General features: G+C 41.8%; 14 protein-coding genes. All 14 read left to right on the plus strand.

Features of this window, described 5'->3' with window-relative positions; all coding sequences use genetic code 11:
• The first annotated feature begins 39 nt into the window (after nucleotides 1–39).
• The 14 genes from acpP to MHB79_RS07855 all read left to right on the plus strand — a co-directional run bounded on the left by acpP (nucleotide 40) and on the right by MHB79_RS07855 (nucleotide 12345).
• Complete coding sequence (gene acpP, locus MHB79_RS07790) at nucleotides 40–273, plus strand: acyl carrier protein (RefSeq protein ID WP_003212028.1); 234 nt, start codon at nucleotides 40–42, stop codon at nucleotides 271–273.
• Between the two features lie 184 nt (nucleotides 274–457).
• Nucleotides 458–1201, plus strand: coding sequence for a ribonuclease III (rnc, locus tag MHB79_RS07795; protein ID WP_003211549.1), 744 nt, complete (start codon nucleotides 458–460; stop codon nucleotides 1199–1201).
• 105 nt (nucleotides 1202–1306) lie between these two features.
• Nucleotides 1307–4867 carry a chromosome segregation protein SMC gene (gene smc, locus MHB79_RS07800; RefSeq protein WP_340989444.1) on the plus strand — a complete coding sequence of 1187 codons (3561 nt, stop codon included), beginning with the start codon at nucleotides 1307–1309 and terminating at the stop codon, nucleotides 4865–4867.
• A 22-nt stretch (nucleotides 4868–4889) separates the two neighbouring features.
• The gene (gene ftsY / locus MHB79_RS07805; RefSeq protein WP_003211188.1) at nucleotides 4890–5876 is read left to right on the plus strand and encodes a signal recognition particle-docking protein FtsY; all 987 of its coding nucleotides are present in this window, start codon (nucleotides 4890–4892) and stop codon (nucleotides 5874–5876) included.
• 142 nt (nucleotides 5877–6018) lie between these two features.
• Nucleotides 6019–6351 (plus strand): putative DNA-binding protein, encoded by a 333-nt coding sequence (locus tag MHB79_RS07810; protein ID WP_003210763.1) that lies wholly within the window; start codon nucleotides 6019–6021, stop codon nucleotides 6349–6351.
• A gap of 13 nt (nucleotides 6352–6364) precedes the next feature.
• Complete coding sequence (gene ffh / locus MHB79_RS07815; RefSeq protein WP_050945055.1) at nucleotides 6365–7705, plus strand: signal recognition particle protein; 1341 nt, start codon at nucleotides 6365–6367, stop codon at nucleotides 7703–7705.
• 105 nt (nucleotides 7706–7810) lie between these two features.
• Complete coding sequence (gene rpsP, locus MHB79_RS07820) at nucleotides 7811–8083, plus strand: 30S ribosomal protein S16 (protein ID WP_003212139.1); 273 nt, start codon at nucleotides 7811–7813, stop codon at nucleotides 8081–8083.
• Nucleotides 8083–8328, plus strand: coding sequence for a KH domain-containing protein (locus tag MHB79_RS07825; protein ID WP_012009937.1), 246 nt, complete (start codon nucleotides 8083–8085; stop codon nucleotides 8326–8328). The genes rpsP and MHB79_RS07825 overlap by 1 nt, the downstream gene beginning before the upstream one ends.
• A gap of 103 nt (nucleotides 8329–8431) precedes the next feature.
• Entirely contained in the window at nucleotides 8432–8818 is a 387-nt protein-coding gene (locus tag MHB79_RS07830; protein ID WP_310023716.1) for a YlqD family protein, read from the plus strand.
• An 8-nt stretch (nucleotides 8819–8826) separates the two neighbouring features.
• The gene (gene rimM, locus MHB79_RS07835) at nucleotides 8827–9351 is read left to right on the plus strand and encodes a ribosome maturation factor RimM (protein WP_340989445.1); all 525 of its coding nucleotides are present in this window, start codon (nucleotides 8827–8829) and stop codon (nucleotides 9349–9351) included.
• Nucleotides 9348–10082, plus strand: a complete 735-nt coding sequence (gene trmD / locus MHB79_RS07840) for a tRNA (guanosine(37)-N1)-methyltransferase TrmD (protein ID WP_003211682.1) — start codon at nucleotides 9348–9350, stop codon at nucleotides 10080–10082. The genes rimM and trmD overlap by 4 nt, the downstream gene beginning before the upstream one ends.
• Nucleotides 10083–10219: 137 nt before the next feature.
• A complete protein-coding gene (gene rplS / locus MHB79_RS07845) occupies nucleotides 10220–10567 on the plus strand; it encodes a 50S ribosomal protein L19 (RefSeq protein ID WP_003212364.1) in 348 nt (115 codons plus the stop codon).
• 88 nt (nucleotides 10568–10655) lie between these two features.
• Nucleotides 10656–11504 (plus strand): ribosome biogenesis GTPase YlqF, encoded by an 849-nt coding sequence (gene ylqF, locus MHB79_RS07850; RefSeq protein ID WP_050945052.1) that lies wholly within the window; start codon nucleotides 10656–10658, stop codon nucleotides 11502–11504.
• 76 nt (nucleotides 11505–11580) lie between these two features.
• Nucleotides 11581–12345 carry a ribonuclease HII gene (locus tag MHB79_RS07855; protein ID WP_003210902.1) on the plus strand — a complete coding sequence of 255 codons (765 nt, stop codon included), beginning with the start codon at nucleotides 11581–11583 and terminating at the stop codon, nucleotides 12343–12345.
• Nucleotides 12346–12359: the final 14 nt, after the last annotated feature.

The raw sequence follows: 12359 nt of genomic DNA on the forward strand, positions 1-12359 counted from the left end.
ACGAATCAACTATAATACTTTGAGGGGAGGTGAAAGGCAATGGCAGACGTATTAGAGCGTGTATCAAAAATTATTGTAGACCGCCTTGGCGTTGATGAGGCTGACGTGAAAATGGAAGCTTCATTTAAAGAAGATTTAGGCGCTGATTCCCTTGATGTAGTTGAGCTAGTTATGGAACTTGAAGATGAGTTCGATATGGAAATTTCTGACGAAGATGCTGAAAAAATTGCAACAGTCGGTGACGCTGTGAACTACATAAATAGCCAGCAATAAGCGTAACAAAGTCCCGTCTGTTTTCATGACGGGACTTTCAAAATTTATGTTAGTTTCAACATATTCAGCTGATCAATTGTCAGCCTTTTTCAGATGCTAAGGAGCAATGTTTCCTTGCATGTAGAAAGAGAGACTCCATATAATCAGTATCCTTAAAGGCGATTAAGCCTACCTGGAGGTTGCTATGCCAAAACAATATAAAGACAAACAGAAACAGAGCAAAAAACTAGAGCAATTTAGAGAATTCCAGCAGCGTATTTCTGTACACTTTCAAAATGAAAAACTTCTATATCAAGCCTTTACGCATTCCTCTTATGTGAATGAACACCGGAAAAAGCCATACGAGGATAATGAAAGACTTGAATTTCTAGGAGATGCTGTTTTAGAATTGACCATCTCTCAATTCTTATTTGCGAAATACCCTGCGATGAGCGAGGGAGATTTAACCAAACTAAGAGCAGCGATCGTATGTGAACCGTCACTTGTGTCTCTGGCACATGAGCTGTCCTTTGGAGACCTTGTTCTTTTAGGAAAAGGCGAAGAAATGACAGGCGGGAGAAAACGCCCAGCACTTTTAGCGGACGTATTCGAGGCGTTTATCGGGGCACTTTATTTAGATCAAGGGCTTGAGCCGGTGGAGCGATTCCTAGAAGCCTATGTTTATCCGAAAATTAATGATGGAGCGTTCTCGCATGTCATGGACTTTAAAAGCCAGCTGCAAGAATTCGTTCAGCGCGATGGAAAAGGTGTACTTGAATACCACATTCTGCATGAAAAAGGACCAGCACACAACCGGGAATTTGAAGCAAATGTCTCCCTTCGCGGAGAAGTGCTTGGAATTGGAAATGGCCGCAGTAAAAAAGAAGCAGAACAGCATGCTGCACAGGAAGCACTTGCTAAATTGCAGAAACATCATATGAACCAATAAAATCCCCCTCGTCATTCAGGGGGATTTCACTCTGTTTTCCATCATCTTTTTTCACTTCATATGGTAAGATAATAGTACTTTAAATACATAAGGAGGATCACTCTCATGTTCCTCAAACGTTTAGACGTGATAGGATTCAAATCTTTTGCACAGCGAGTGACCGTGGACTTTGTCAAAGGGGTCACCGCTGTTGTTGGACCAAACGGAAGCGGCAAAAGTAATATTACCGATGCCATCCGCTGGGTACTTGGAGAACAATCAGCGAAAAGCCTCCGCGGAGGAAAAATGGAAGACATCATTTTTGCAGGAAGCGACTCAAGAAAAAGAGTCAATCTAGCAGAAGTGACTTTAACGTTAGATAACGAAGATCACTTTTTACCGATCGATTTTCACGAAGTCAGTGTGACAAGAAGAGTCTATCGTTCAGGAGAAAGTGAATTTCTCATAAACAATCAATCTGTCCGCTTAAAAGATATTATTGAACTTTTCATGGATTCAGGTCTTGGAAAGGAAGCTTTTTCGATCATCAGCCAAGGAAAGGTAGAGGAAATTCTATCTAGTAAGGCAGAAGAGAGAAGAAGCATCTTTGAAGAAGCGGCTGGTGTTTTGAAATATAAAACAAGAAAGAAAAAAGCCGAGAATAAACTGTTTGAAACGCAGGACAACTTAAACCGAGTAGAAGATATTCTGCATGAACTAGAAGATCAAGTAGAACCATTAAGAATGCAGGCATCTATTGCAAAGGACTATTTGCAAAAAAAAGAAGAGCTTGAAAATGTCGAAATCGCCTTAACTGTCCATGACATCGAAGCACTTCATGAAAAATGGACAACACTTGGTGAAGCTGTCGAGCGGTTCAAACAAGATGAAATGAAGCAATCCACAGATATTCAAGCAAAAGAAGCTAAAATTGAAGAGTCAAGAGACCGCATTCAAGCACTTGACGAATCAATTAATGACCTGCAAGAAGTTCTTCTTTTCACAAGTGAGGAATTAGAAAAGCTTGAAGGTAAAAAAGAAGTACTAAAAGAACGGAAGAAAAATGCAGCCGCAAACCAAGGGCAGCTAGAAGAAACGCTCATTCGCTTAACTGAAAAGCAGGCGCAGCTAATCGAAAAGATTCAGCAGCAGAAAATCGCGCGGGACAGCCTTCAAAAAGAAGTGCAGCAGCTAAAAGATGAAGTGAAAACAAAGCAGCATCAACTGTCGCTTCATACTGAAGATGTGGAAGGTCAAATTGAACAGCTAAAAAGCGATTATTTTGATCTGCTCAATGAACAAGCTACCATCCGCAATGAACGCAAATTATTAGAAGAACAGCAGCGCCAAGCGGCCATGCAGCTAGATCGGCTCACGCAAAACAACCAAAAACACATTGAAGAACGTGTGTCTGTCAAAGAGAAGAAAACAGAGGCTGAGCAGCAGCTTTCAGCCATAGAAGAAGACATTCTGGCTCAGGTCAAGCGTTTTAGAGAAGCGGAACAAAAGCTTGAGCAAATGAAACGTCAATACGAGAAAAAAGAAACGGCTCTTTACCAAGCCTATCAATATGTGCAGCAGGCAAAGTCAAAAAAAGAGATGCTAGAATCCATGCAGGAAGACTTCTCAGGCTTTTTCCAAGGAGTAAAAGAGGTCTTAAAGGCAAAAGAACGGTTAGGCGGTATTCACGGTGCCATTGCAGAGCTGATTCAAACAGATCAGCAGCATGAGACAGCGATTGAAATCGCGCTAGGCGCAGCAACGCAGCACGTCGTCACAGAAAACGAAGCCGCAGCGCGACAAGCAATTGCATACTTAAAGCAGCACTCCTTTGGACGAGCAACCTTCCTGCCAATGAATGTGATCAAAGAAAGAACCATTCAGCATAGAGACGTCCAAACAGCCGAGCAGCACGCTGCATTTATCGGTGTAGCAAGTCACCTTGTTTCCTTTGAAGAAAAGTATCAAAAGGTCATACAGAACTTGCTTGGAACGGTTCTGATCGTTAGAGACTTAAAAGGCGCCAATGAACTGGCAAAAATGCTTGGTCATCGTTATCGCATCGTGACCCTTGATGGAGATGTTGTGAACCCCGGCGGTTCAATGACTGGTGGCGGTGTAAAGAAAAAGAACAACTCCCTTCTTTCAAGAAACCGAGAGATCGAAACATTAACAAAGCAGCTTGTTGAAATGGAAGAAAAAACGACGATCCTTGAAAAGGAAACAAAAGAAACGAAGCAATTGATTGCAGCAAACGAAAGTCAATTAAACGAACTGCGTCAGCGGGGAGAAACGCTTCGAGAACAGCAGCAAGAGCTCAAAGGGAAGCTATACGAACTGCAAGTAGCAGAAAAAAATATTAATGCCCACCTTGAACTCTATGACCAAGAAAAAGAAGAATTGCAGCTGCGTTCTACTGAACTTACAGATAAGGACAAAAAGCAGGCAGCTCTTGAAGTTTCTATAGGGGAGAAATTGACCACCCTTGATCAAGAGATCAATACATTAACAAAGCGTAAGCAGACCCAAAGCTCAACGAAAGAAACCATTTCTGCCGAATTAACAGAGCTGAAAATCTCGCTTGCCAAAAAAGAGCAGTCCTTAGCGAATGAACAAGAAAAGCTTTCGAGCTTAATGGCCGAATTAGAAGAGGCTGAACAAACGCTGACGGAAACAAAAGAAGATCTGTCACTCTTAACAAGTGAAATGACATCTAGCTCAAGCGGAGCAGAACAGCTGGAAGAAGCGGCGAAAGAGAAGCTGGAAAATAAAAACAAAACAACCGCGCTCATTTCAGAGCGGCGCAAACAGCGTCTTGCTCTTTCTGAAACGTTAGAATTTGCTGAACGTGAACTGAAAGAACAAAAACGCCTTTACAAGCAGCTCACCACAAGCTTAAAAGATGAAGAAATTAAGCTTGGCCGTATGGAAGTTGAGCTCGACAACCTCATCGCTTATTTGAACGAAGAGTATGCTCTTTCGTTTGAAGGGGCAAAAGAGATGTATCATCTAACGTTATCGCCAGATGAAGCAAGAAAACGAGTGAAGCTGATCAAATTAGCCATTGAAGAGCTAGGAACAGTGAACTTAGGCAGCATTGATGAGTATGAACGAGTAAATGAACGCTACCTTTTCTTAACAGAACAGCGAAATGATCTGACAGAAGCGAAAAATACATTATTCCAAGTGATCGAAGAAATGGATCAAGAGATGACAAAGCGCTTCTCTGAAACATTCTCGCAAATTCGCGGGCATTTTGAATCAGTTTTCCAAGCATTATTTGGCGGCGGGAAAGCAGATCTTAAGCTGACAGATCCAAACGATTTACTAAACTCTGGCGTTGATATTGTCGCGCAGCCGCCAGGGAAAAAGCTGCAAAACTTAAGCCTTCTTTCAGGCGGTGAGAGAGCATTGACAGCGATCGCTTTACTATTCTCTATTTTAAAAGTCAGACCTGTTCCATTCTGCGTGTTAGATGAGGTAGAAGCGGCGCTTGATGAAGCCAATGTTTTCCGCTTTGCACAATATTTAAAAAAATACAGCGAAGAAACACAATTCATAGTCATTACGCACCGCAAAGGAACAATGGAAGAAGCAGATGTGCTCTACGGTGTTACGATGCAGGAGTCAGGTGTTTCTAAGCTTGTATCTGTCAAACTAGAAGAAACGAAAGAGCTTGTCCAGTAATTAAAGGAGGTTTTTGAACCAAATGAGCTTTTTTAAGAAATTAAAAGAAAAATTTACGCAGCAAACCGATTCAGTATCAGAAAAGTTTAAGGATGGACTTGAAAAAACGAGAAACTCCTTTCAAGGAAGAGTAAATGAACTCATTTCACGCTACCGTAAAGTTGATGAAGACTTTTTTGAAGAATTAGAAGAAGTTCTGATCGGCGCGGATGTCGGTTTCACAACGGTGATGGAACTGATTGATGAGCTGAAAAAAGAAGTGAAACTAAGAAACATTCAAGACCCAAGTGAAGTACAATCGGTCATCTCTGAAAAACTGGTTGAAATCTACAATAGCGGAGAGGAACAAATCTCTGCGCTGAATATTGAAGACGGGCGATTAAATATCATTTTATTTGTTGGTGTCAATGGCGTTGGGAAAACAACGACGATCGGCAAACTTGCAAATAAGCTGAAAAATGATGGGAAATCCGTCATTTTGGCAGCAGGTGATACATTTCGTGCCGGTGCGATAGAGCAGCTTGAAGTATGGGGAGAGCGTTCAGGTGTCCCTGTTGTCAAACAGACGGCTGGCTCTGATCCAGCAGCGGTGATCTATGATGCCGTTCAATCAGCAAAAGCGAAAAATGCGGATGTCCTTATCTGTGATACAGCAGGAAGACTACAAAACAAAGTCAACTTGATGAAAGAGCTAGAGAAGGTCAAGAGAGTCATTGAACGCGAGGTTCCAGATGCACCGCATGAAGTGCTGCTCGCTCTTGATGCAACAACGGGTCAAAATGCGATGGCACAAGCGAAAGAATTTTCTAAAGCGACGAATGTGACAGGAATTGCTTTAACAAAGCTTGACGGCACTGCAAAAGGCGGGATTGTCCTTGCAATTCGAAATGAGTTAAACATCCCCGTGAAGCTCGTCGGTTTAGGTGAAAAGGTAGACGATCTGCAAGAATTCGATGCAGAATCGTATGTGTATGGATTATTCTCAGACGTGATTGATCAAGAGGACTAACAAAAATGCCGGCAAAGATTGCTGGCATTTTTATTTATACGCCGCTTCATGCAGTGACAAGATAAAAACTTGACACACAGTAGAGAACCGTGTAAACTTAGTTGATGTAAAGGGAATGAACTTAACAAAGGGGAGAGAGCCCATGACGCTTGAAAAAACAACGAGAATGAACTACTTGTTTGACTTCTATCAATCGTTGTTAACCGCAAAGCAAAAGAGCTACATGTCGCTTTACTACCTAGACGATTTTTCCCTCGGTGAAATTGCGGATGAATATGAAGTATCAAGACAGGCTGTTTATGATAATATTAAACGGACTGAAGCGATGCTTGAACAATATGAAGAAAAGCTGCTCTTGTTTAAGAAATTTAAAGAGCGTAAAGAACTTCTCAAAAAAATGAGTGAGCTCGTAGCAGATTCCGCTCAGATGGAAGAAGCAGAAGCTTTAATTGAATCGCTTGAGAAATTAGATTAGGAGGCGGCACAGTATGGCATTTGAAGGATTAGCCGACCGACTGCAGCAGACGATTTCAAAAATCCGCGGCAAAGGAAAAGTGTCAGAACAAGATGTAAAAGAAATGATGCGCGAGGTACGCCTTGCCCTTCTTGAAGCTGACGTCAATTTTAAAGTAGTCAAAGACTTTGTGAAAAAAGTAAGTGAGCGGGCAGTTGGACAAGAGGTCATGAAAAGCCTTACCCCTGGGCAACAGGTCATTAAAGTTGTAAAAGAAGAACTCACTGAATTAATGGGCGGAGAAGAGAGTAAAATCGCTGTAGCGAAAAAATCTCCGACGGTCATTATGATGGTTGGTCTTCAAGGGGCAGGTAAAACCACCACAACTGGGAAGCTTGCCAATTTACTTCGCAAAAAACATAATCGCAAGCCGATGATGGTGGCTGCAGATATTTACAGACCAGCAGCGATCCAGCAGCTTGAAACGCTAGGGAAACAGCTTGATATGCCTGTGTTTTCATTAGGTGATCAAGTCAGTCCTGTCGAGATTGCCAAACAGGCAATCGAAAAAGCGAAAGAAGAACACCATGATTATGTCATTTTAGATACAGCAGGACGCCTTCATATTGATGAAGAATTGATGGATGAACTTCAGAAAGTAAAAGAAGTAGCGAGTCCAGAAGAAATTTTCCTTGTTGTTGACTCTATGACAGGTCAAGATGCTGTCAATGTAGCGAAAAGCTTTAATGAACAGCTAGGTTTAACAGGTGTCGTTTTAACGAAACTAGACGGGGATACACGAGGCGGTGCAGCACTTTCCATTCGAGCTGTCACCAATACGCCGATTAAATTCGCCGCGCTAGGTGAAAAGCTTGACGCGATTGAACCATTCCACCCAGAACGGATGGCATCAAGAATTCTTGGCATGGGAGATGTGCTTACACTGATTGAAAAAGCACAGGCAAACGTGGACCAAGATAAAGCGAAAGAGCTTGAACAAAAAATGCGGACCATGAGCTTTACACTCGATGATTTCCTCGAGCAGCTTGGCCAAGTTCGTAACATGGGTCCACTTGATGAATTGATCCAAATGATGCCGGGAGCCGGTAAAATGAAAGGGCTCAAAAACGTCCAAGTAGACGAAAAGCAGCTCAATCACATCGAAGCGATCATTAAATCAATGACGACCGAGGAAAAAGAACAGCCAGAGGTCATCAATGCAAGCCGAAGAAAACGGATTGCAAAAGGAAGCGGAACATCTGTACAGGAAGTCAATCGCCTTTTAAAGCAATTTGACGAAATGAAAAAGATGATGAAGCAAATGACCAACATGTCCAAAGGAAAGAAAAAAGGCTTTAAATTACCATTTATGTAATTGGTTATACATGATAAAACCGTTGTTAAGAAAAAACACTTTACAAACCCTTTTATCATTGTTAATATACTATCTTGTTGAAATATTTTCGGAGGTGCTAGTAAAATGGCAGTAAAAATTCGTTTAAAACGTATGGGATCAAAAAGATCTCCTTTCTATCGTATTGTAGTAGCAGATTCTCGTTCACCACGTGATGGTCGTTTCATCGAAACAGTTGGAACATACAATCCAGTGTTATCACCAGCTGAGGTGAAAATCAACGAAGAATTAGCTCTTAAATGGCTTCAAAATGGTGCGAAACCATCTGATACAGTTCGCAACCTTTTCTCAAGCCAAGGAATTCTTGAAAAATTTCATAATGCGAAAAACAGCAAATAATGAATGAGCTGTCCTTGGAAGAATTGATTGTGTCCATCGTCGAGCCACTTGTTGATTTCCCTGAAGATATTCACGTATCTTCATTAGAAAAAGATGAGCAAGTGATTTACACACTGTCTGTCAATGCTGAAGATACCGGAAAGGTGATCGGAAAGCAGGGACGTACAGCGAAAGCGATACGAACAGTCATGTTTGCAGCAAGTGCAGAGTCTTCTAAGAAAGTTCAACTTGAGATTGCTGACTAAAAAGGGAGAGGGCTTAGGACCTCCCCTTTTTTTACACGTTTAAATCTATTTTTCGTTATACTGTAGAGGACAAATGCCTTCGGATAGGGGGACAAAAAGGAAGATGCAGATCATTCAACATGTCACCGTCATGCAAGTATTAACTGAAAGCAGTAAGGACAAACTGTTAACGACTTTTTTGGAGAAAAAAGAAAGACTAGAACGTGAATGCAACCAACTATATTTTCAACTGAAAAAACATGAAAAAGAACCACATCAGCAAGAAGCCATCCCTCAATTTCAAAAAGCCATCGATAAACGGCAGGAAAAGATCCAGCAAATTGACTTTCAAGTAGAGCAGCTGCATGTTTTGCCGCTTGGAAGTGAAATGAAAGAGACAGAAGTGGATGCGCTGGTTGAAGTGAAAATAGGTGATAAATGGGATGACAAGATGCAAGACAATGTCATCGTCGTGAAAGACGGCACCATTGTGGAAATACGTCAGGGGTGATTGAGAACATGGAACAAGAATGGTTGAATGTTGGAAAGATTGTCAATACACACGGAGTGCGCGGAGAAGTACGCGTCGTATCAAAGACAGATTTCCCAGAAGAGCGTTACAAAAAAGGAAGCGTCCTCTATATTTTTAAGCAAGGTCAAGGGGAGCCGCTGAAAGTCACTGTCGCATCACATAGGCAGCATAAACAGTTTGATTTGCTTACATTTGAAGAAATTAGCTCATTAAATGAAGCAGAGCTATTGAAAGAAGCAATCTTAAAAGTAGAAAAAGAACATCTCGGCTCTTTAGATGAAGGAGAATTTTATTTCCACCAAATCATTGGTTGTGAAGTATACGATGAAGAGGATCAGCTTGTCGGCCAAATCAAGGAGATTTTAACACCAGGGGCAAATGATGTCTGGGTGGTCGGAAGAAAAGGCAAAAAAGATGCCTTGATTCCTTATATCCCATCTGTCGTCAAAAAGATCGATATCTCATCCAAAACCATACACATTGAAGTGATGGAAGGACTCATTGACGAATGAAAATCGACTTCTTAACACTTTTTCCTGAAATGTTCGAAGGTGTGCTCCACTCATCGATCTTAAAAAAGGCACAGGAGAAAGAAGCTGTCTCATTCAATGTTGTCAATTTTAGAGAGTATTCGGATCATAAGCACAAAACAGTAGATGATTACCCATATGGCGGCGGTGCTGGTATGGTACTGAAAGCACAGCCCGTATTCGATGCGGTAGAAGATTTAACGAAGAAAGCAAGCAAGAAGCCCCGAATTATTCTTGTCTGTCCTCAAGGAGAAAGATATACACAAAAGAAGGCAGAGGAACTTGCAAAAGAAGAACACCTTATGTTCATTTGCGGCCATTATGAAGGCTACGATGAGCGCATCAGGGAGCATCTTGTCACAGATGAAATCTCAATCGGAGATTTCGTTCTCACAGGCGGAGAGCTGCCAGCGATGATGATTGCAGACAGTGTGGTCAGGCTTTTGCCTCATGTGCTTGGAAAAGAAGCGTCTCACATTGAAGATTCATTTAGTACAGGTTTGCTAGAGCATCCTCACTATACAAGGCCAGCCGATTATAAAGGACTAAAAGTGCCGGAAGTGCTCCTCTCTGGAAATCATGCCAAAATTGAAGAGTGGCGGCGCAAAGAATCCTTGAAGCGAACTTATACAAGAAGGCCAGATTTGATCGATTCATGCAAAACGTTAACAGATGAAGAAAAAAGATGGCTTTGGCAGCTTCATAATGACTAGATTGTATTGCACACTGCATAGAGGTATGGTATGATACTACTTGTGACTTGGACGGCTTGCCGATTCAAGTTTGAAAACGATGTTCCGCTGCAATGAAGAAAGAGGACATGAGCATCTGTTGGAAGGAGTTGAAAACGATGCAACATTTGATTGAAGAAATCACAAAAGAACAATTACGCACTGATCTTCCTGCGTTCCGTCCTGGTGACACTTTACGTGTACACGTTAAAGTTGTCGAGGGTACTCGTGAGCGTATCCAGATATTTGAAGGTGTTGTAATTAAGCGTCGTGGTGGTGGAATCAGCGAAACTTTCACAGTTCGTAAGATTTCTTACGGTGTAGGCGTTGAGCGTACATTCCCTGTACACACACCAAAAATCGCTAACATCGAAGTTGTACGTCACGGTAAGGTACGTCGTGCGAAACTTTACTACCTACGTGAACTTCGCGGTAAAGCGGCTCGTATCAAAGAAATCAGACGATAATGATATCAAAGGAAAGAGCTTGTTACCTGTAACAGGCTCTTTTTTTGTACGATGTATAGAGATAATCGATAGAAGAGAAGGTGCACATATGACGATTCAATGGTTTCCAGGCCATATGGCAAAAGCAAGACGTGAAGTCACAGAAAAATTAAAGCTCATCGACATCGTATTTGAATTAACTGATGCTAGAATTCCGATGTCCTCTAGAAACCCAATGATCGAAGAAATCCTTCAGAATAAACCCAAAATCATGCTATTAAACAAAGCAGATAAAGCGGATCCTCGTGTGACAAAGGAGTGGCAGGCGCACTTTGAGCAGCAAGGCGTTCGGTCACTTGCAATTAACTCTGTCGATGGACAAGGGTTAAATCAGATCATCACAACTTCAAAAGAAATCTTAAAAGAAAAATTCGACCGCATGAAAGCAAAAGGTGTTAAACCACGTGCAATCCGGGCGCTGATTATCGGGATTCCCAACGTCGGGAAATCGACCTTAATCAATCGTTTAGCGAAAAAGAACATTGCCAAAACAGGAGACCGTCCTGGTATTACCACCTCACAGCAATGGGTGAAGGTAGGGAAAGAATTGGAACTGCTCGATACACCTGGAATCCTCTGGCCGAAGTTTGAAGATGAGAAAGTAGGACTTAGGCTAGCGGTAACTGGAGCGATCAAAGATTCTATCATCAACTTACAGGATGTCGCTGTATATGGACTTCGCTTTCTAGAAGAAAACTATCCAGAGAGATTAAAAAAACGCTATGACCTAACGGAGATCCCTGAAGATACGGCTGAGCTGTTTGATGCAATAGGTACAAAGCGCGGCTGTCTCATGAGCGGTGGATTGATTAATTACGACAAAACCACCGAAATCATTATTCGGGATATTCGAACAGAAAAATTTGGTCCCCTCACTTTTGAGAAGCCTGAAAGCTAAAAGACACGCAGCTCATGCGGGTCTTTATTTTTTGCGGAAAACTGCCGATATAAAGAAGGAGGCTGACGAAAAGCCTATGTACACAGTGAAACAAATAAAAGAACTGATAGAAAAGCATTCGCAAGACGAGTCATACATTCATGAGCTTGTAAAAGATGATAAGAGAAAAAGTGTCCAAAAACTGATAGAGAAGTGGCACAAAGAGAGAGAAAAGCAGCAGCAACTTCATGTAGCATGGAATGAGATGCTGCAATTTGAAAACAATGCTAAGGCGCAGGGATACACATGTATTGCTGGAATAGATGAAGCAGGAAGAGGACCGCTGGCAGGCCCCGTTGTAGCAGCAGCTGTCATATTAAAGGAAGATACAGTCCTGCTCGGTTTAAACGACTCAAAGCAATTATCTGAGAAAAAAAGATTGGCATATTATGACCTGATCCAAAAAGAAGCACTTGATATCGGTATCGGCATTGTTGATGCGGCTACGATTGATGAAATCAATATTTACGAGGCATCAAGACTGGCGATGGTGAGAGCGGTGGAGCAGTTAACTCATACACCTGATTATCTACTCATAGATGCCATGACGCTCCCACTTCCTATTCACCAGGAGAATATCATCAAAGGAGATGCAAAAAGTGCATCCATCGCAGCAGGTGCATGTATTGCAAAGGTGACAAGAGATCAGATGATGGAAGAATACGGGCGTAAGTACCCTGAGTATCAATTTGAAAAACATAAAGGGTACGGAACAAAAGAGCATTTGGCTGCCATTCAAACACATGGAGCTGCCCCAATCCATCGATTATCGTTTGCACCAGTGAAATCCGTTATCTCATAAATTTTTGACCTAAG

The organism is Bacillus sp. FSL M7-0558 (assembly GCF_038003245.1).
GTDB lineage: Bacteria > Bacillota > Bacilli > Bacillales > Bacillaceae > Bacillus > Bacillus pumilus.

Bases quoted from the DNA above. Each gene is read 5' to 3' on its own strand.
- acpP (WP_003212028.1), top strand. From the start codon at position 40: ATGGCAGACGTATTAGAGCGTGTATCAAAAATTATTGTAGACCGCCTT.
- rnc (WP_003211549.1), top strand. From the start codon at position 458: ATGCCAAAACAATATAAAGACAAACAGAAACAGAGCAAAAAACTAGAG.
- smc (WP_340989444.1), top strand. From the start codon at position 1,307: ATGTTCCTCAAACGTTTAGACGTGATAGGATTCAAATCTTTTGCACAG.
- ftsY (WP_003211188.1), top strand. From the start codon at position 4,890: ATGAGCTTTTTTAAGAAATTAAAAGAAAAATTTACGCAGCAAACCGAT.
- MHB79_RS07810 (WP_003210763.1), top strand. From the start codon at position 6,019: ATGACGCTTGAAAAAACAACGAGAATGAACTACTTGTTTGACTTCTAT.
- ffh (WP_050945055.1), top strand. From the start codon at position 6,365: ATGGCATTTGAAGGATTAGCCGACCGACTGCAGCAGACGATTTCAAAA.
- rpsP (WP_003212139.1), top strand. From the start codon at position 7,811: ATGGCAGTAAAAATTCGTTTAAAACGTATGGGATCAAAAAGATCTCCT.
- MHB79_RS07825 (WP_012009937.1), top strand. From the start codon at position 8,083: ATGAATGAGCTGTCCTTGGAAGAATTGATTGTGTCCATCGTCGAGCCA.
- MHB79_RS07830 (WP_310023716.1), top strand. From the start codon at position 8,432: ATGCAGATCATTCAACATGTCACCGTCATGCAAGTATTAACTGAAAGC.
- rimM (WP_340989445.1), top strand. From the start codon at position 8,827: ATGGAACAAGAATGGTTGAATGTTGGAAAGATTGTCAATACACACGGA.
- trmD (WP_003211682.1), top strand. From the start codon at position 9,348: ATGAAAATCGACTTCTTAACACTTTTTCCTGAAATGTTCGAAGGTGTG.
- rplS (WP_003212364.1), top strand. From the start codon at position 10,220: ATGCAACATTTGATTGAAGAAATCACAAAAGAACAATTACGCACTGAT.
- ylqF (WP_050945052.1), top strand. From the start codon at position 10,656: ATGACGATTCAATGGTTTCCAGGCCATATGGCAAAAGCAAGACGTGAA.
- MHB79_RS07855 (WP_003210902.1), top strand. From the start codon at position 11,581: ATGTACACAGTGAAACAAATAAAAGAACTGATAGAAAAGCATTCGCAA.